Below are 19,297 nucleotides of genomic sequence, written 5' to 3'. Positions count from 1 at the left end.
GAGAAATGAGCACTGTCATGACAGCCACTGCGGCCAAAGAGGTCAAACCTAACGAAAAAGCGACACATAAAATCGTCGGCTGGGTTCTCCACAATGTGGTGTGGATCTGGCTGGTGGCGCTAGTCCTCGGTTTCGGGCTGTTCAATGAGTTCTTTCTGACCCTGATGAACATGCAAAACATCACGGTGCAGGCGACGGTTCTCGGAATGCTGGGACTGGCCGTAGCCCTCCCGCTGCTCGTGGCGGAGATTGACCTGTCGATCCCAGCTAATCTCGGATTTTCGTCTGCAATTGGAGCACTGGCCTATTCCTATCTCGGAATGCCCTGGTTTCCCGCTATGCTGGTTGGTGTCGCGGTTGCAACGCTCATTGGCTTCTTCAATGGCCTTTGTATCACCAAGCTGCGAATGGTCTCGCTCATCCAGACGCTATCGATGATGATCATCCTGCAAGGCGCGCTCCTGGCGCTGACGCAAGGCAAGACCCTGACAAATCTGTCCGACGGATATGTCTGGATCGGTCAGGCATCGGTTGCCGGATGGCCCGTTATGCCGTTGATTTTCGTTGTCGCTCTGATCGCGATCGGCGTCCTGCTACGCATGACCATTCTTGGACGTTCCATCTACGCAGTTGGCGGTAACCCGCAGGCATCCAATTCCGCAGGTATTCGCGTGGACCGTATCAAGATTATTGCCTATACGATCTCCGGCTTCCTAGCAGGTGTGGCTGGATTCCTACTTGCCTCGTGGCAGATGGCGATCACTTCGAACCAAGGCTCCAGCTATCTTCTTTATGCGATCGCCGCACCGATCATCGGTGGCGTCAGCGTTTTCGGCGGACGGGGAAACGTGGTTGGGATTCTTGGAGGCGTTCTGCTTCTTACCGTCATTCAGGTCGGACTGGCGATCATCAATATACCCTCCTTTTATGTCGGCATGATTGGCGGCTTCATGATCTTTATCGCTGTTGCCATCGATGCAATCAGGGTGCGCTACTTCGCCTGACCGGCCTCGATACTGCCTGCAGGAACTAAACAAACATGCCTGATCTCGTCGCAAAACTCCGCCATATCGTCGGTCGTCGCCATGTCTTGATCGGCGATACGCAAACCCGGCGCTTTCGCCAGGGATATCGGTATGGTGGAGGCAAGGCTCTTGCAGTCGTGCGTCCGGGCACGCTTCTGGAGATGTGGCATGTGCTTGAAGCATGCCACAAGGCGGGAACGATTATCATTTGTCAGGCCGCAAATACCGGACTGACCGGCGGTTCCACGCCGGTACCGGAAGGCTACGATCGGCAAGTTGTCATCATCAATACGATGCGCCTACGCCGCCTTGATCTTATCGCCGAGGGCGCGCAAGTCATTTCGCAACCCGGCGTCACTCTTGATCAGCTTGAAAAGTCACTGCGTCCCGTCGGAAGAGAGCCGCATTCGGTGATCGGCTCTAGTTGTATCGGTGCTTCAGTTACTGGTGGCATATGCAATAATTCTGGCGGGTCACTGATAAGACGTGGACCAGCCTATACGCAACTTGCCCTGTTCGCCCGAATTGATGCCAATGGCGATTTAAAACTGGTCAATCATCTGGGCATCGATCTGGGGAAAACAGCTGAGGAAATACTGAGCAGACTGGATAAAGGTGATATTCCTGCTGCCAACGTAGACCAATCCTCGAATCTTTGTGCCTCGGATCACGAATATTGCAATCATGTGCGCGATATTTCGGCCACCACGCCGGCGCGTTACAACGCCGATCCACGTAGGCTCTATGAGGCCTCGGGATCGGCAGGCAAGCTTGCAGTATTCGCATTGCGGATCGACACATTCCAAGCTGACGACAAGACACAGGTTTTCTACATCGGTTCCAACGATCCAGGAGAATTGGAAAGCATTCGTCGCGATATGCTTTCAACCTTTGAAAATCTCCCCGTCGCGGGCGAATATATGCATCGCTCAGCTTATGATCTGTCACGACGCTACGGCAAGGACCTATTCCTATTCCTTCAAGCTTTTGGTACAGACAAGATCCCCTTGGCTTTCGGCATCAAAAGTCGTTTTGACGGCATAATAGAAAAGCTTCGTCTCGGCAGCGCAATCAGCGATCGCATCTTGCAATTCGTAACCGGTCTGTTACCCGATCATCTGCCAACCAGGCTCAACAGTTTCCGAGATGGTTACGAACATCACCTGCTTTTGAAAATGGGAAACGAGGGTATCGATGAAGCGCGCCGCTATCTGGCCGAACGCTTTCCAACCTCACATGGAAATTACTTTGAGTGCACCGACGAAGAAGGCAAGGCGGCTTTCCTCAATCGGTTTGCTGTCGGCGGGTCGGTAGTTCGGTATCGCGCTGTTCATGCAAAGACAGTGGAAGATATCGTAGCCCTCGATATTGCCTTGCCGCGCAACGCGCTCGACTGGTTCGAACGTCTGCCTGCCGAACTCGAAAATAAAATCGATGTCACCATGTACTGCGGCCACTTCTTCTGCCACGTTCTGCATCAAGAATATCTGGTCAAGAAGGGGCAGGATTGCCAGGCTTTGAAAAAGGACATTCTTGCCCTGCTGGAGCAACGCGGAGCGAAGTACCCCGCTGAACATAATGTGGGGCATATGTATGAGGCTGAGGAATGCCTCAAGCAGTTTTATCGGGACCTGGACCCCACCAACACCTTCAATCCGGGGATAGGCCAAACAAGCCGTCTCTTAAATTGGCAGGAAGCCGGACATCATTCGCGCTGTTAGTCAGTTTGTTGAATGAAAAGGTAAATCCGCGCCAATTGGTCGAATGCTTTCCTTTAAGAAAAGCAAATTCCTGATGCGGCTATTTTCGGCCTCACAACACCTGTCTTTAAGCGAAGAATGCAATGCGACGTCTCATGCTGTTAGACGATCGGCGGTCGCTGGAGAATCGTAACATTTTTGCAGTCGAAGTATGACTGCGCGCCCATCACAGCTAAACGAACAGGAGAATGCGTTACGATTCTTGACTGGCAATCAAATTAGCTGCGACCGATAGGGGAACTTCTTTCTGTTGCCAGACAATTCAACCTCCCTTACCAATGTAGGAGGACACGCCCGCCAATCATGCCGAGAAAGCCTGTGATGGCGATGCCGAGCGTGTACCAGATTGCAATAAACGGCATTCCGGATTCTGGACAGTGTAGTGAATAGATAAGAACTCCTACTGCGCCAGCAACGATACCGGCGACAAGACCGGTCAGAGCAGGATCGGCCGGAGCAAGCCGCCGCATGGCAGTAAGCAGAAATCCGAGCATGGGAAGAGCTATGAGAACAATCAACCACGGACAGACCAACGCTGTCCGCCCCCATATCAACACCTCTGCTTGTCCGGGCTCGGCGTTCAGCAGCTGGATTGATGCAACGCCTGCAAGACAAGCCAGAAGTATCGCCAGCGGCAACCAGTGCAATCCCGTGCGAACGGGCCGCGACAAGGTGAATAATGCGGGCATCAGTATCAATAAAAGCAGGACTGCGTAGCCGAATTTCATCCAATAGGCTGCCGTCGTCATCGCCAACAACAAATCCTGACGCACGCCAAGGAAAACCAGCATAATCGCAAGCCCGCATACAATGCCTCCCGTCGCATAGCGCAAGAAAAGCTGGCGCATTGCATGAGGGCCAACCGGTTTGACATCTGCTGTCAGCTTGTCGATCAGATCATCGGTCATGCCCTTTGCCTCCAAATCTTTTCGCTATTGTTGCAAGACCGCGGTGGATGGCGACTTTGACCGCGCTCTGGCTCAAGCCGGTGTCACGTGCGGCTTCATCTATGGATTGTCCCTCGATTTTTACTTTGCGGATCAAACCTGCCGTGCGTTCGGAAACACCGCTCAACATCCGGTCCACATCCATGCGCGCATCGGCGGCTTCAGCATCATCGGACACAGGAACATCCTCTTCCAGAGGTGTAGCAGTCTCGCGCCCGTGACGGCGTAGATGATCGACAAGCTTGTGATGTGCAATTCCATTCACCCAAGGTAGAAACGCCATGCCTCGATCATAGGTTATGCGTCGGGTATGGATCGCCAGCAAAGTCTCCTGAATAAGGTCCTCCGCTTGCGATTTATCGCCGAAAAGACGCCGTAGAAAATAAGGTTTCAGTCGGCGCGACAAATCCTCAAGCAAGGTCCGATAGGCTGCCTTGTCTCCGTCGAGCGCCAATATCATCAGTTTTTTCAACCTCTCTTCGTTCGAATAGGTCAGGTTACAACTCCCAATCACCGGCATATTCGTGAAAGAAGCGGAAAAGGTTACATTTTCCAATGAGGTGATCACATCGCCGTGATCGGTGTAACCATTTGCCTCTGCCTGTCGAAACTCCTCCTGTTACGCGCCGCTGGCGCCCAGATGAACAGGAGTATCGTCATGACCATCAAACAGAACATCATCGTCCTCCCTGCGCTCGCCCTGCTTGCCGCTATATCTTTCACGCCGGTTTCTTTCGCGCAAGACGCGATGAAAACCGACACCATGAAGTCTGACACTATGAAGAAGGATTCCATGGGCAAGCATGACGCCATGAAAGGCGACGCCACGCATAGCGATACAAAAAAGAAAATGAAGAAACATGACGACAAAGCGATGAAGAGCGATGCCATGAAACAGGACGCGATGCAGTCCGACTCCATGAAGAAGCCACAGTAATTGTTCTGGCCCGCCAGTCTTCCCTCACGATTGGCGGGCAAATTACCGGAGCGCAACATCATGAAACAGCTCGTCTATCGCCAGCGTCTGCTGACGCGCCTCACACACTGGATTTGGGCTGCAAGCCTCTTCTTTCTGCTGCTGTCCGGGCTGCAGATATTCAATGCGCACCCTACGCTCTATCTCGGCAACGAATCCGGTTTCGACTATGATAATGCCATTCTGGCAATTTATGCCGTCGATGGCGAAAGCGGCCCTGAAGGTCGTGTCGATATCTTGGGTAAAAGCTTCCAGACAACCGGTTTTCTCGGCGTATCGGGAGCCACAAGCGCTCCCGACTATCAGGCATTTCCCCCAGCGTTGACCATTCCATCCTATCGCGATCTGGCAGCCGGACGTGTGGGTCACTTCTTCTTCGCCTGGGTTCTGGTGGGCACGCTCATGCTATGGCTGGTCGGCAGCATTCTGAACGGGCATTTGAAGGACGATCTGTTGCCATCTGCATTCGATATACAAAGCCTACCCCGTGATTTTCTCAACCATCTCAAGTTTCGCTTCCAGCATGGGAAAACATACAATCCTATGCAGAAACTGACCTATTGCATGGTGTTTTTCGGGCTTTTCCCGATGGTTATAATTACGGGGCTGGCCATGTCTCCCGGCATGGATGCCGTACTGGCGCTGACGGAATGGCTCGGCGGACGCCAGACAGCCCGCACTCTTCATTTTGTAGCCGTTTTCCTGCTTTGCGCATTCGTCGTCATTCATATCGTGATGGTGCTTGCGGCAGGTCCGTTCAACGAAATGCGATCGATGATTTCTGGTTGGTATCGCGCCGATCTTCCGAAAAAAGACGAGGACAGGCACCCATGAGCAAGCTGAATCTTTCCAGGCGAAAGTTCTTAACTTTTTCCGGAGCCGCAGCTTCTTCCATTATGTTGAGCGGTTGTGATGCTTTCGATTTTGTTGGCAACAACGAAAGCGCTACACGGCAAGTCCTCGAAAAGGCGAACGATCTGACCTACCTCATTCAACGGCAACTGCAGGGACATAATGCACTTGCAAGGGAATATGGGGAAAGCGAGCTGCGTCAGGGTCAAAAACCGAATGGTGAAACCAATCCTGCAACGGAAGAATATGAAGCACTTCGCGCAGCCGATTTCTCAGACTATGTTTTGCAGGTTACAGGTCTCGTGGAAAAACCGACAAGTTTTTCGCTAGAGCAACTGCGCAACATGCCAGGGCGCACCCAGATCACCCGCCACGACTGCGTGGAAGGCTGGAGTACAATCGCCAAATGGACAGGCGTCCCCTTGAGCCAGATTCTCGATGTGGCACGCCCCACGTCATCCGCGCGCTTTGTCGTCTTCCACTGCTTCGATAGGGTAGACGGCGCGAAAGGGGCAGCGTCATGTTATGGCAGCATAGATCTCATCGACGCCCGCCATCCGCAGACTATATTGGCCTACGGTCTCAACAATCAGGCCCTTCCGGTGGAGAACGGAGCTCCGCTTCGTCTGCGCGTAGAGAGACAACTTGGATACAAGATGAGCAAATACATCAAGTCGATTGAGCTTGTCTCGAGTTTCGCAAATATTCAGGGTGGGAAAGGCGGATACTGGGAGGATTATGGATATGATTGGTACGGTGGGATATGAAGCGTTGAAACCGCCCGAGCCACTAGTCAATAGAAGCTGTTTTGAAAGGCCCAATTGGCACCACTAGCAGGTAATTCAGGCCCATATCGATCTGTGCGGAACCAAGCCAAATGGCGCTGTATTTGATCCATAATTGGGTCGAAAGATGTGTAAGGCCGCTTTTGAGCTTATACTCCAAAAGTCGCCAGCCCGTTCACGGTCCCGTTCCAGTCATTCAAAGGCTGATGGCCAGCGGCTCATGTCCGTTCGCTGAAATACAGTGAACAGAACTACTTGCAGATTTGTATATGTATGGGTTCTTCTTCGCTGCTACCCAGTTCCATACATTGCTGTTTCGAACAGAAAGTCCAGCCTCCACTCGTCTTGCCAGACGCAGCAAGAAGGATTTCCGGCCTAGGAGGAATGGCCGGGTGATAAACATACCAACCATCTTTCAGAACCGCATCCGCTGGCGGATCCATCCCCGCGCCGGAGCCCTTGATGCGGGCTTCCGACAAGACCAGCCCCTGAGATGAGACATTCCAGGACTCCTGCCATGGCACTTTCTCGACGCTGTGCGTCCATGAGAGAACAAAGCTCGTGGCGGCGATTTTCAGTACGCCGCCAGCCGTTGCAATGCATACCGCCATCAACCGGATGTCGCGACAACGGAAGGCCGCGACCTCCAGAAATGCCACGCAAGAAAGGCCGTACAGGCAGCAAAGCCGAGTTCATCGCTATACGGATATGTCGCGAGCATGAGCGCAATAGCAGCAAACGCCCATATGCGCTCCCATATGTTCAGCGGCGTCCGAAGATGACCGATCGCGGCTGCGCCCCAGAGCACGATACTAAGAAGCGCCTTGATGAACATATAGGCGAATGCAGGCCAGAAGCCGAATTTTTCTGAAAGCGGTCCGCCCTCTTGGAGCATGATGACCGGTTCATACACCGCCATGAAAGGCACGGCGAATCCCGCGACTGCGATCCGGATCGCCTGCATGCCGATCTTCATGCCGGACTCGCGCGCAATCGGCGCTGCCGCAAAAGCAGCAAGCGCTACCGGTGGAGTGAGATCCGCCATGATGCCAAAATAGAAGACGAACATGTGCGACACCAGAAGTGGTACTTCAAGGTGCAGAAGCGCAGGCCCCGCGATCGACGATGTGATGATGTAATTTGGAATGGTCGGAATGCCCATGCCAAGCACAAGACACGCCAGCATGGTTAGCACCAGAGAGAAAAACAGTGAGTTTTCTCCAACACTGACGATCACGCGCGCGAAAGTCGACCCGGCTCCGGTAAGCGCCAGAACACCGATGATGACGCCAACAAGGGCGCAGGCGATACCGACGGGGAGCGCGTTCTTTGCGCCTTCAGCGAGACTTTGAAGACAAAGGCTGAGCGTTTCGCGACCGCCTCGCACTAGAAAGTTAATCGCTACCAGAAGCGCGACAAGCACAATGATAAGCGTTATCCCGCGCAGACTGTAGCCGAAAATGTTGAAGGTTGTACCGAAAGCCGCTCCCGACATAACGCCGAGTGCAACCCAGAACAACACGCGCAAAGGCGTCGACATGGGGCCGGAAATCGGCACGCCCAGAATGATAAGGGCGGTCAGGCTGAGGCCGACAGTGCCAGCAAAAAGTGGCGTATAACCGGAGAAAAGCAGCCATACCAAAGCGATCAGTGGTAAAACAAGAAACCAACGTTTTCGGATCGCCTCAAGAGCGCTGGGCATTTCGCTTTTGTTGAGACCTTTCATCTTGAGACGCCGCGCTTCAAGATCCACCATCACGAAGACAGTGATGAAATAGAGAATTGCCGGAACGATTGCTGCTTTGACGATCTCGACATAGGGCAGACCAAGCGTTTCGGCCATGATAAAGGCGACTGCCCCCATGACCGGCGGCATGATCTGGCCACCCATTGACGCCACCGCTTCGACGCCACCCGCAAAGGCGGGGCGGAAACCTGAACGTTTCATGAGAGGAATGGTAAAGGCGCCGGTGGTCACGACATTGGCGACGCCGGACCCGTTGATTGTTCCCATCAAAGCTGAGGAGATGACCGAAACTTTTGCGGGGCCGCCTCGCGATGCGCCGACCGTGCCCATCGCAATGTCGTTGAAAAGCTGGATCATGCCAGCGCGTTCAAGAAAAGCCCCGAACAGGATGAACAGAAAAATATAGCTCGACGAGACATAGATCGGCGTGCCGTAAATTCCCTCGGTTCCCAGGAACAGAACCTCGACCACCTGCTCGAAATCATACCCGCGATGATTGAATGGCTGCGGCAAATATTGGCCGAACAAACCATACGCCAGAAATATCGCGCAGATGAGCGGCAAGGTCCAGCCCATCATCTTCTTTCCCGCCCAAAAGACGAGTGCGATGACCAGAATACCGATTACAATATCCGGCGTGTTGGGTTCGCCCGCCCGGATCACAAGGTCGTCGTAGAAAACCCAATGATAAAGGCTAAGCGCGAAGGCGAGGATTGCCGCCAGCCAGAACGCCGCCCGTTTCGCAGCCGTCGTGCTCGCATTGGCGTAAAGGCCGAAGAGAAGCAGCAGCAGAAATCCGACATGGACCGAGCGGACCACCTGACTGGGCAATGGGGAATAGGCGGAAGTCCAAAGCTGAAAAACCGAAAAAGCCACGGCAATGGCAAAGAGGACTTTTGCTCCGGTGCCTGCACCCCAGGCAGGAATATGTTCGGCCGATTCTACGGCGCTGTTCTCGCTCTGCGTCATGGACAAACCTTCATCCGTTTATGCATGTTGGAAACAACGGTTTCGGAAACGACGCCATGAAGAAGAATCGGGCCTCAACCGCCAAAAAGGGGGACGGCGCCCGAGATTGTTACGCGGGCGCCAACCGACGAAAGAGCTCAAACCAGCCTATTCGATGCCTTTTTCCTTGTAGTAACGCAATGCGCCGGGGTGGATCGGGACGGGTGACACAATGGTACTTTTGTCGAGCTTGATCGACTTGGCCGAAGAATGGGCGGCAGCCAACTGGTCAAGATTTTCAAACAGACCCTTGGTCATCTGGTAAACCAGCTCTTCGTTCAGATCAGGGCGAACGATCAGATAGTTGATAACAGATGCGGTGGTGACATCCCTGTCCTGTCCGCTGTAGGTATCCGCCGGTATCGTGTTGACCTGATAAGGCGCGCCGATTTTCTCGATGATGTCGGCGGGAACCTCAACAACGTTGATGTCCACAGAGTTGGCGAGGTCGCGCAGCGAGGCGACGCCAAGTCCGGAAGATTGCAAGGTCGCATCCAATTGGCGGTTCTTCATCAGCTCGACAGATTCTGCAAAGGGCAGATATTCAATCTTGCCGAGATCGTCATAAGAAAGTCCGGCAGCCTCCAGAATGGTGCGCGCATTCAGTTCGGTTCCCGATTTGGGCGCGCCGACGGAAAGACGTTTTCCTTTGAGATCGGCCAATGTCTTGATGCCGGATTCCTTGGAGGCGACGATCTGGACATAATTCGGATAGATCGCGGCAAGGGTGCTGAGATTGGTGAGCTTCTTTTTAAAGCCCGCAGCTTCATTGCCTTCATAAGCGTCGCGCAGGGAATCTCCCAGCGTGAATGCGACTTCCCCGCGACCGCTATTAATTAGGTTGATATTCTCGATGGACGCCTTGGTCGCCTGAACCGAGGGGCGCACATCGGGAATGCTCGAATAGATTTTTTCCATCGCAACCCCGAGCGGATAGTAGACGCCGCTGGTGCCGCCCGTCAGAATATTTACAAATTCTTCAGCGCGTGTTTGCGTTACACCGACGGCTAATCCTAGAGCCATGGCCAGACAAACAGTAGGTTTACGATTAAAAAATTGCATGCTTCCTCCTCACCTCGAAAGATACCGCTGGACTTTCAGTTCAGCGGTCAGACAAAAGTCTATGCAGAATGCTTTTCTGCCATATTCGAAAATGTCCTCCCACAGACTTGCCGAACGCTACAGCATTCTTTTTAAAATCCCAAACTGTTTTGGAAATCTGACGTCATCTGGTCTGCCCCCTGAAAAGTGATCCTTCATGAAGTATGGCTTATGAGCCTCAGAAGGACATTGAAATGGCAGCGAAAAGACACAAGGCAGAAGAGATAGTCACGAAGCTCCGTCAGGTTGACGTGTTGAATGCACAGGGAAAATCGATGGCGGAAGCGATCCGTTCGATAGGCGTGACGGAAGTTACATATTACCGTTGGCGCTCTGAATATGGGGGCCTGAAGGGCGACCAGGTGAAGCGGCTGAAGGAACTGGAGGCGGAGAACGCCCGGCTCCGGCGTGCGGTTTCCGATCTCACCCTGGACAAGATGATCCTTGCCGAGGCCGCCAAGGGAAACTTCTAAGCCCCGCCCGTCGCCGTGCTTGTGTGGATCATGTCATCGAAGAATTGGGCGTGTCCGAACGTCGGGCATGCCGGGTTCTTGGTCAGCATCGTTCCACACAGCGCAAGATCGCCAAGACACCGGATGACGAAGCGGCGTTGACCGCCGACATCACGGCGCTCGCTCTCCAGTATGGCCGATACGGCTATCGCCGCATCACTGCGATGCTGCACCAGGCTGGCTGGATTGTGAACGTCAAGCGGGTCGAGCGTATCTGGCGGCGGGAGGGGCTGAAAGTGCCGCACAAGCAACCGAAGCGCGGTCGGCTGTGGTTGAACGACAGTTCGTGCATCCGGCTTCGACCGGAATATCCCAACCATGTCTGGTCCTACGACTTCGTCGAGGATCGCACGCACAACGGTAGGAAAATCCGCATGCTCAACGTGATCGACGAGTTCACGCGAGAATGTATCGCCATCAGGGTCGAGAGAAAGCTGAAGGCCGTCGATGTCATCGACGTGCTTTCTGACCTCTTCATCTTAAGGGGCATCCCGACGCACATTCGTTCCGACAACGGCCCGGAGTTCATCGCCAAAGCACTCCGGGAGTGGATCGCAGCAGTCGGTGCTAAAACCGCCTACATCATGCCGGGAAGCCCATGGGAAAACGGCTATTGCGAGAGCTTCAACTCGAAGCTCCGTGACGAACTGCTCAACGGCGAAATCTTCTACACGCTCAAGGAGGCGAAGATCATCATCGAAAACTGGAGACAGCACTACAACAAAGTGCGGCCCCACTCGTCGTTGGGTTACAAGCCACCGGCACCCGAAGCAGCCGCCTGGCCTCCACAAAATGGGCCAGCGTCCACCCCGGCGGTGGCCAGCAGGCCGAGCATGCACTAACATTCCAAACGGATCACCCTGTGGGGGCAGGCCACATCAATATAGATTCGTGCTTTATAAAGCAGCATACGAAGCCGAAATATCGCTGATACTATATATATAACGTATTGTATTTATTATCAATAATAATAATATTTAGATGGGAATCAAATATATAAATTTAATAATTTCAATTATACATTGAATAAGTGGCGAAAATTTCAATTTTGCTGAATGGGTAATTCTTTCAGGGCGGCAGCAGCGATCGAAGACCGATAGAGCGCTTGACAAGCGATAGCTAGCTTTTCATGCTCCAAGACATAATTTGAACAAAATTAACGAGGGAACGGAGAGAAACATGACAGTGAGAAAGTTCAGTCGTCGAGCAGCATTTGCTGTTGTTGCAGGCATGGTTGCCGTTGGAACGGGCATTGCTTTCGCGCAAACTCCTGCGTTTTTTCGCATCGGCACCGGTGGAACGGCAGGCACCTATTACCCGATCGGTGGGCTGATCGCGAATGCTATTTCCGGTGCCGGGGATAAAGGTGTCCCTGGATTGGTGGCCACCGCTGTTTCATCCAACGGATCGGTCGCCAATATCAACGCGATACAATCTGGTTCACTGGAGTCTGGCTTTACGCAGTCGGATGTTGCTTACTGGGCTCACACTGGCACTGGCTTGTATGACGGCAAGGGCAAGGTCGAAGATCTGCGTCTGATCGCCACACTTTATCCTGAAACCATACATCTGGTAGCGCGTAAAGATGCAGGGATCAAATCTGTTGCCGACCTTAAGGGGAAGCGCGTTTCGATTGATGAGCCGGGTTCTGGTACGATTGTTGATGCTCGGATCGTTCTTGAGGCCTATGGCCTGAGTGAAAGTGACGTGAAAGCAGAGCATTTGAAGCCAGGTCCGGCGGGCGAGCGTCTGAAGGATGGCGCGCTCGATGCTTATTTCTTCGTTGGTGGATACCCCACGGGAGCGATTTCGGAACTTGCTACATCGAATGGCATTTCTCTTGTTCCGATTTCTGGCCTCGAGGCTGAAAAGATCAGAGAAAAATACACGTTCTTCTCACAGGATACCGTGCCAGCGGATACCTACAAGGATGTTGGACAGACAGAAACGCTCGCCGTTGCGGCCCAGTGGGTGACGAGCGCAAAGCAGCCGGATGAACTGGTCTACAACATCACAAAAACTCTCTTCAATGATGCAAGCAGGCAGGCTCTTGATGCCGGTCACGCAAAAGGCAAGCTTATCAAGCTTGATACAGCAACCACCAGTCTTGGAATTCCGCTGCACCCGGGTGCGGAGCGGTTCTACAAGGAAGCAGGTGTTCTCAAGTAAGCCTATCCTTTCCAAGTGGAATGAATGGACGCGTTGAAACAGTACTCCGAGATGCGGGCACCAGACCGGTGCCCGCGCAAGGATGGGTTTCATGATATCCAGATGGATATGAAACTAACGAGGGCTGGTGTGGTGAACGGACAAGAAACGAAACTTTCGCCCATGGAATTGGATGAGGCCAAAGCGCGAGAGCTTGAAGAGCAGTTCGATTCCGAGATACGGTTTCGCCCGCTGGCACCGATTGCCGCTCGTATCGTCGGGTTCCTGCTCATCGTTTTATCTTTGTTTCACTACTATACTGCGGGTTTCGGCCTTTTGACGGAAATGGTGCATCGCGGGATCCATCTTTCCTTCGTGTTGGGCTTGGTTTTTCTCGTCTTCCCCTTTTCGCGCAAAGGTTATGATCAGCCTGAAACCTCTTCGCTGCTAAGGCCTCTCGGTATTTCGATCATTGACTGGACGTTGGCGATTATCGCTGTTGTGGCAGTACTCCACGTCCCTTTAATACCGCTTGACGATCTTGCTTTCCGGGTTGGCAACCCGACCACCATAGACGTTGTTCTTGGAGGTTTGTTGGTCGTAGTGCTTTTGGAGGCGACACGGCGTTCGGTGGGCTGGCCGCTGCCCATTATCTCAATTCTGTTCATGCTTTACGCGCTCTATGGACGCTACATGCCCGGCATATTGGTTCATCCAGGTGCGTCTGTAAGCCAATTGATTGATCATCTTTATCTGACGACACAGGGCATCTATGGTATCGCGCTCGGCGTCGTTGCCACCTATGTCTTCCATTTTGTCTTGTTTGGTGTTTTCGCGACCCGTATCGGTTTGGGCCAGTTGTTTCTTGATTGTGCAGCCTGGGTGGCAGGGCGCTTCGCTGGCGGACCTGCAAAGGTCTCGATTTTTGGATCCGCGCTGTTCGGTATGATCTCTGGTTCTTCAGTCGCCAACACGGTCACGGTGGGTTCCTTGACTATCCCTGCAATGATCCGGCTTGGATATAAAAGGCATTTCGCGGCAGCGGTGGAATCGGCATCCTCAACGGGGGGGCAAATTACGCCTCCGATCATGGGCGCAGCTGCGTTCCTGATGATCGAGTTTCTCAACTTGCCTTATACGACTATCATCCTGGCCGCTATTGTGCCGGCCTTTATGCATTTTTTCGGTGTGTTGATGCAGGTTCATTTTGAGGCCAAGCGCAATGGTTTGCGCGGCATGACCAGGGAGGAGTTGCCAGATCTCGGTGAGGCCTTTAAGCGCGATTGGCCGACAGTCATTCCACTCGTGGTGCTGATTGGTGTGCTGTTGTCCGGCTATACGCCTTATCTCGCGGCCTTCTGGGGGATAACCTTGTGTATTGCGGTCGGCCTTCTTAATCCCCGCAAGCGCATGACGGTGGGGGAGATACTAGACGGTCTGCGAGACGGTGCGAAATACGCTCTTGCCGTTGGTGCAGCGGCGGCTACTGTCGGCATTATAGTGGGCGTGGTGACGCTCACTGGGGTTGGTTTCAAAATTTCCTATATAGTAACATCGACAGCCGCCCAGCTCGCTGGTTTTTTTGGGACGATCCTGCCAGTCACTTGGTTTGGACCGCAGAGTCTCACACTCCTTTTTACGCTCATAATGACCGGAATTGTCTGCATCCTCATGGGGTGCGGCATTCCGACAACGGCGAACTACATCATTATGGCCACGATTGCCGCACCTGCTCTGGGGCTTCTGGGTGTGGAGCCTATCGTCGCGCATTTCTTTGTATTCTATTACGGCGTTCTGGCCGACATAACACCACCGGTGGCGCTCGCCGCCTATGCAGCTGCGGGTATGGCGGGGGCCGATCCATTCAAGACCGGTAATACCGCGTTTCGCCTCGGATTGGGCAAAGTATTGGTGCCATTTGTCTTCGTTTTCTCGCCGTCCCTGTTATTGGTAACATCCAATTTCAACTGGCCTGACTTCTTTATAGCGTTTTTCGGTTGCGCCATCGGTATTACCGCACTTGGCGCTGCGCTCTCTGGCTTTTTGTTGGTGAGAACAAAGCCTTGGGAGAACATCCTGATGATCTTGGCGGCGGTTCTATTAGTCGCACCGGAGATTTACTCATCGATGATGGGCTTGCTAATGTTAGTTCCGGTTGGAATTCGGCAATTTTCTGGGTTAAAGACAGCAAAGATGCCTGAAGCCCACTGAAGCTCTTCCATCCAATGCAAATTGCGATGCCCCATGTTACTCTGCCCGCAACCCTCACGATATATATTGTGCCAAATGTTGAATATGACGATGGATACTGCGGTCAGTAGAGAAAGAATTGTGGCGAGAGTTGGCGATAGGACGCCGCATCTCCCGAGACAGAATTTTGACTGGCAATCTGGAAATGCATGCAAGGGCAGATGCTTTTGGCAAATTGAATGACTTTTTGTTTTTGTCTCAGGTGGTAATGCGTAGTTCGATGTTAGCATCAATTCGAGAGCCCTTTGCATTGAGTTCAAGTTCTGGTATGAATTGTTCACACCTGATATGATGCATTGCTAAAGAGAAGAAGAATGGCCAACATCGAAAAACGCACGATTAGCCTTCCTAGTGAGCAGGCAGCCTTCATCGAATCCAAAGTCAAGAACGGTGATTACGCTTCAGTCAGTGAGGTTGTTCGTGCTGGTATTCGAGCATTAAGAGAGCGGGATGAAGTGATTGAACGGTGGTTAAATAATGCGGTTTCTGCATCTTACGATGCGATGAAATCAGATCCATCCCGTGCGGTGACCGTTGATTCTGCCTTTGCCTCAGTTCGTAATCGACATGCTGAACGCGTGAAAGTTCGCAAGTGATCTGCAGATCCGTAGTCTTGTCCCCGGAAGCGGAAACAGATCTTGTGGCTCTTTATGATTGGATAGCCGAAAGAGCATCGCCTGATACCGCACTTGGATACATTGATAGGCTCGAGAGCTATATACGCGGCTTCGACTACGCTTCTGAACGTGGCACTTTGCGGAACAATATACGCGAAGGGCTGCGAACCGTTGGGTTTGAACGCAGAGTAACGATCGCGTTCAATGTCACTGCGCAAGAAGTTATTGTGCTTGGCTTATTTTATGGTGGCCAAAATTGGCAGGAAGCCTTATCTGAGCACTGAAACCGTGATCGTCGTTCTTGACTTTTACTCGGCATAAGAGGGGCTTGATGCGGATACTTATGATCTTGACTTTGAATCAGAAACATAAATTTGCCACTCAATTTGCTCCGCTTACGAAATTCGGGACATATCCGCAAAAACGCTCTGCCGATCCGGAATTGCGTTTAGAAGGCCTCGAAGTTTGAATTGAAGGCGTCACATCGCTTGCCAAAAAGAATACCACGGCGGTCAATGCGTGAAATGTCGAAGTCAGCTTGTGAACAGATTATTGCACTGCCGTTGCTGGGGACGAGGGGCGGGTAGGCTCGGTATTCCATGGGCCGCTCTCGCATCGGCATGATCACGACGAGCCATAAGGCGTGATTTTCGTCTCGGTGACGCTAGACTGAAGGCGTTTGAAAGCTAAGGGAGGAATTCCGATGCCGAGATTTCTGGCTGTTTATACGATTAATTCTGAAGACCTCGCATCCTTTCGACGCCTGTCAAAAGCGGAGCAGGATGCGGTCGATGCGAAGGGAATAGCACAGTGGAGGGCATGGGAAGAACGGCACGCTGCGGTCATCCTGGATCGCGGCGGCATGGTGGGGAAGACGACGCGTGTGACGAAGCAGGGGATCGCTGAAGCCAAGAATCCGTTTTGCGGTTATCTTGTGGTGGAAGCTGAAACGGCGGACGCTGCGGCCAAGCTATTTCTGGATCATCCGCATATTACGGTGTTTCCAGGTGATGGCATTGATATCATGCCTATTGTAACCTGATTTTCTAATTGTCCATCGCTGCCGAACCGGGCCGATCAAGCGGGGCGTTCGGTCAAGGCAGCGCTTATCCTGGATTAACGCCAGAGAAGGGATGAAGCGGACACTCGAAATGCTATAACCTTGGTGACTTAAATGACCCATCCCCACGACCGGCATTGTCCTCGCGCCATTGGCTTGGGGTGACGCCTTCCCATACGCGGAAGGCGCGATAGAAGGAGCTGGTGTCCTGATAACCGAGCAGATAAGCGATTTCCTCGGTGTCGTTGACTCCACTGGCCAACATGTCGCGACCCAGTTCCTGCCGCGAGGCTTCCAGCAGGTGCCGGAATGAAGTGCCCGCCTCGGCAATGCGCCTTTGGAGAGTTCGCGCGCTGAACCCCAACGCGTCCGCCACATCGGCCAGTTCCGGCTTGCCGCTGGCCAGCCTACGCTTGAGCACGATCTTGACCTGTTCGGGCAAGGAGCTTTGCGCGTCGATCTCCTTTAACGCGCTGGATAATGCCGGTGTCAGAATGGCCAGTAGCTCGGGATTGTGCCCCGCAAAGGGCCGGTCGAGATTGGCAGCGTCGAGGACCAGAACATTGCGCGATGAGTTGAAGATGACCGGAGCGGCGAAATAGTCCCGATGAGCTTGGCCCAGCGGCCCGGAGCGGGTCATCTCCACCCGGATCGGCTCGATATGCCGGCCGGTGCCGCGTCGTCCCAGCTCCAGTATGGCGGCAAAGGTCACATCGGCTGCTGCATCCGGCTCCAGTTCGACGGCATGGATCCAGTCCACCAAAACCTGCGCTTCGCGGCCTTTTTCGACGAGAGTGAGTTCCTCGGGCGTGCAGAGCCGTTTGAACCGGGCCAGACGCACAAGACCATCGCGAAAATCCCTGGCGAAGAAGGCCGACATAGTGGCTGGCGGATGCACGGATGTGTCGGTCTCGATGGTCAGAGTCAGGCCGATCGCTGGATCACCGGTCAGCTCTTCAAGGGCACGCCAGAGCGCAAAGTATTGTGCCGTCGTCACCCAAGCGTCGTCTGAGACGTGCAATGTCACCGGCAGCTTTGCCTGTCGGAGCAATGCGGCGGGCGGGATGCGGGCGCGCTCTACAGCGCGCCAGAAGGCGTGAGGAATCTTGCACTTGTCGACAGGGAACCTGGACATGATAACCTCCGCTTTTCTCTTACATCTGGCTCTTGATCATACGGTCGAAAATGCGGTCGCCGAGCCATTTGCGGATCCAGATCATCGGCTTGGCATAAGCGCCGACCGCATAGCGGGTCTTCGGGCGCGATGATGCTATGGCCTTAGAGACAGTTTCTGCGATGACGTCCGGGTTGGTGCCGCGATTGTGGCCGTAGCTGGACTGCATCGACTTGACCACGCCGTTAGCGATCTTTTCATAGGGGCCGTTCTTGGAGCGCTCGGCAATACCCTGCTGTCCGGCATCGCCAAAGCCGGTTTCGATCAGGCCGGGCTCGATGATGACAACGCGGATACCAAATGGCTCGACCTCAAGGCGCAGGCTGTCCGACCAGCCTTCCAGCGCATGTTTTGTTGCATGATACCAAGCCCCGAGCACGGTGTAGATCTTGCCGCCCATGGACGTTATGTTGACGATGGTACCGGCTTTCTTCTCGCGCATGGCGGGCAGAAGCAGCTGCGTCAGGCGCGCGGCGCCGAACATGTTGACCTCGAACTGGTAACGAGCTTCATCGAGCGGGATTTCTTCCACCGGTCCATAAAGGCCGAACCCGGCATTGTTGACGAGAACATCGACGCCGCCGGTCTGGGCCAGAATGGTTTCGACGCCCGCCACGATCTCTTCGTCCTTCGAGACGTCGATGCGCAGTGGCTGAGCACCGAGGTCGGCGAGGTCCGCCATTTTGTCGACACTGCGCGCCGAAACATAAACCTGATAGCCATCGTTGATCAGGCGCTTTGCAATAGACTTGCCCATGCCCGACGATGCGCCGGTGACCAGAGCCGTCTTCTTTCCTTTGGTGAACATCTCAGCCTCGCTGTGTTTCGATGACCAAGAGGTAGGCTGTGTTGCGCGACAATACATTATCGTAGTACGCCAGCACGATAGCAAATTACGCCAAAATGTTCGCAATCTCCTCAAATACCAATGTATCGGCCAGGCAAATCCGGGTTGCCCATTTAACGGTAATAAACGCCTGTCCTGTTTTCTGGCGGTAATTCCAAGTGCGTCCACCGAAACCTGAGCGACCGCTTTGGTCCTCTTAGCTGTCTGTCGGTAATGCGCCCTCATGTCGGACGTTCGAGTTGTCGGAAAGTTTGCTGAAAGCGGTCGTTTCTCTTTTAATATTAGTAGCGACCGCGAAGGGCGGGAAAGCGGATAGTTTGCTCATTAGCAGCCTATGCGAGCAGCGGACGTCGCTTCGCGCTCGCCGTAGTTTAAAGGCATTACTGCAGTCGGTTGTGGGGGGCGCCGCAAATCACATTCCAGCCGACAGCCTTGTGCCCAATAGTTGCCGGACTGTAACGGGCGTAAAGCTCTTCGATTAAGCGGAT

At 53.5% G+C, this 19,297-nt stretch carries 18 protein-coding genes; 11 read left to right on the top strand and 7 right to left on the bottom strand.

Going from position 1 to position 19,297, the window contains the following annotated elements; translation table 11 throughout:
- Positions 1–5: 5 nt before the first annotated feature.
- Together HWD97_RS19660 and dld are read left to right on the top strand one after the other, a co-directional pair.
- Positions 6–1,004: an ABC transporter permease gene (locus tag HWD97_RS19660; RefSeq protein ID WP_109365719.1), complete on the top strand. Its 999-nt coding sequence runs from the start codon at positions 6–8 to the stop codon at positions 1,002–1,004.
- Between the two features lie 35 nt (positions 1,005–1,039).
- Positions 1,040–2,746 (top strand): D-lactate dehydrogenase, encoded by a 1,707-nt coding sequence (dld, locus tag HWD97_RS19655; RefSeq protein WP_371835469.1) that lies wholly within the window; start codon positions 1,040–1,042, stop codon positions 2,744–2,746.
- A 311-nt stretch (positions 2,747–3,057) separates the two neighbouring features.
- On the opposite strand, the gene HWD97_RS19650 is transcribed toward dld, so the two are convergent.
- On the bottom strand, positions 3,058–3,693 hold the full coding sequence (locus HWD97_RS19650) for an NrsF family protein (RefSeq protein WP_109365721.1): 636 nt from the start codon (positions 3,691–3,693) through the stop codon (positions 3,058–3,060).
- The gene (locus HWD97_RS19645; protein WP_029926457.1) at positions 3,683–4,192 is read right to left on the bottom strand and encodes a sigma-70 family RNA polymerase sigma factor; all 510 of its coding nucleotides are present in this window, start codon (positions 4,190–4,192) and stop codon (positions 3,683–3,685) included. The genes HWD97_RS19650 and HWD97_RS19645 overlap by 11 nt, the downstream gene beginning before the upstream one ends.
- A 198-nt stretch (positions 4,193–4,390) precedes the next feature.
- On the opposite strand from HWD97_RS19645, the gene HWD97_RS19640 reads away from it, so the two are divergent.
- From HWD97_RS19640 to HWD97_RS19630, 3 genes are read left to right on the top strand one after another with little or no spacing between them, the layout of a single operon-like run.
- Complete coding sequence (locus tag HWD97_RS19640) at positions 4,391–4,669, top strand: pentapeptide MXKDX repeat protein (RefSeq protein WP_109366388.1); 279 nt, start codon at positions 4,391–4,393, stop codon at positions 4,667–4,669.
- Between the two features lie 60 nt (positions 4,670–4,729).
- Positions 4,730–5,542, top strand: coding sequence for a cytochrome b/b6 domain-containing protein (locus HWD97_RS19635; protein WP_109365722.1), 813 nt, complete (start codon positions 4,730–4,732; stop codon positions 5,540–5,542).
- Positions 5,539–6,327 carry a molybdopterin-binding protein gene (locus HWD97_RS19630; protein ID WP_109365723.1) on the top strand — a complete coding sequence of 263 codons (789 nt, stop codon included), beginning with the start codon at positions 5,539–5,541 and terminating at the stop codon, positions 6,325–6,327. Before HWD97_RS19635 ends, HWD97_RS19630 begins: the two co-directional genes overlap by 4 nt.
- 269 nt (positions 6,328–6,596) lie before the next feature.
- On the opposite strand, the gene HWD97_RS19625 is transcribed toward HWD97_RS19630, so the two are convergent.
- The 3 genes from HWD97_RS19625 to HWD97_RS19615 form a co-directional block, all read right to left on the bottom strand.
- On the bottom strand, positions 6,597–6,956 hold the full coding sequence (locus tag HWD97_RS19625) for a DUF1850 domain-containing protein (RefSeq protein ID WP_109365724.1): 360 nt from the start codon (positions 6,954–6,956) through the stop codon (positions 6,597–6,599).
- Entirely contained in the window at positions 6,956–9,061 is a 2,106-nt protein-coding gene (locus tag HWD97_RS19620) for a TRAP transporter permease (protein ID WP_109365725.1), read from the bottom strand. Before HWD97_RS19620 ends, HWD97_RS19625 begins: the two co-directional genes overlap by 1 nt.
- A 147-nt stretch (positions 9,062–9,208) precedes the next feature.
- Positions 9,209–10,162, bottom strand: a complete 954-nt coding sequence (locus tag HWD97_RS19615) for a TAXI family TRAP transporter solute-binding subunit (RefSeq protein WP_319080256.1) — start codon at positions 10,160–10,162, stop codon at positions 9,209–9,211.
- 233 nt (positions 10,163–10,395) lie between these two features.
- On the opposite strand from HWD97_RS19615, the gene HWD97_RS19610 reads away from it, so the two are divergent.
- The 6 genes from HWD97_RS19610 (at position 10,396) to HWD97_RS19585 (ending at position 16,770) form a co-directional block, all read left to right on the top strand.
- A protein-coding gene (locus tag HWD97_RS19610; protein WP_109366389.1) for an IS3 family transposase occupies positions 10,396–11,555 on the top strand; the annotation gives its coding sequence in 2 pieces (ribosomal slippage) (positions 10,396–10,660 and positions 10,660–11,555; 1,161 coding nt in all).
- A gap of 337 nt (positions 11,556–11,892) precedes the next feature.
- Positions 11,893–12,882, top strand: a complete 990-nt coding sequence (locus HWD97_RS19605) for a TAXI family TRAP transporter solute-binding subunit (protein ID WP_124915703.1) — start codon at positions 11,893–11,895, stop codon at positions 12,880–12,882.
- 108 nt (positions 12,883–12,990) lie between these two features.
- Positions 12,991–15,072, top strand: a complete 2,082-nt coding sequence (locus HWD97_RS19600; protein ID WP_319080289.1) for a TRAP transporter permease — start codon at positions 12,991–12,993, stop codon at positions 15,070–15,072.
- A 353-nt stretch (positions 15,073–15,425) separates the two neighbouring features.
- Positions 15,426–15,707 carry a type II toxin-antitoxin system ParD family antitoxin gene (locus tag HWD97_RS19595; RefSeq protein ID WP_109365726.1) on the top strand — a complete coding sequence of 94 codons (282 nt, stop codon included), beginning with the start codon at positions 15,426–15,428 and terminating at the stop codon, positions 15,705–15,707.
- Positions 15,704–16,012 carry a type II toxin-antitoxin system RelE/ParE family toxin gene (locus tag HWD97_RS19590; RefSeq protein ID WP_109365727.1) on the top strand — a complete coding sequence of 103 codons (309 nt, stop codon included), beginning with the start codon at positions 15,704–15,706 and terminating at the stop codon, positions 16,010–16,012. Before HWD97_RS19595 ends, HWD97_RS19590 begins: the two co-directional genes overlap by 4 nt.
- Before the next feature lie 419 nt (positions 16,013–16,431).
- Positions 16,432–16,770 carry a hypothetical protein gene (locus HWD97_RS19585; protein ID WP_109365728.1) on the top strand — a complete coding sequence of 113 codons (339 nt, stop codon included), beginning with the start codon at positions 16,432–16,434 and terminating at the stop codon, positions 16,768–16,770.
- Between the two features lie 112 nt (positions 16,771–16,882).
- Here HWD97_RS19585 and HWD97_RS19580 read toward each other — a convergent pair whose 3' ends face one another.
- Both HWD97_RS19580 and HWD97_RS19575 read right to left on the bottom strand, forming a co-directional pair.
- Positions 16,883–17,923 carry an AraC family transcriptional regulator gene (locus HWD97_RS19580; RefSeq protein WP_109365729.1) on the bottom strand — a complete coding sequence of 347 codons (1,041 nt, stop codon included), beginning with the start codon at positions 17,921–17,923 and terminating at the stop codon, positions 16,883–16,885.
- A 19-nt stretch (positions 17,924–17,942) separates the two neighbouring features.
- A complete protein-coding gene (locus HWD97_RS19575) occupies positions 17,943–18,770 on the bottom strand; it encodes an oxidoreductase (RefSeq protein WP_109365730.1) in 828 nt (275 codons plus the stop codon).
- Between the last annotated feature and the right edge of the window lie 527 nt (positions 18,771–19,297).

The sequence above is a fragment of the Ochrobactrum sp. C6C9 genome (assembly GCF_022627935.1).
Lineage (GTDB): Bacteria > Pseudomonadota > Alphaproteobacteria > Rhizobiales > Rhizobiaceae > Brucella > Brucella teleogrylli.
This window is presented reverse-complemented; position numbering and strand designations above follow the sequence as displayed.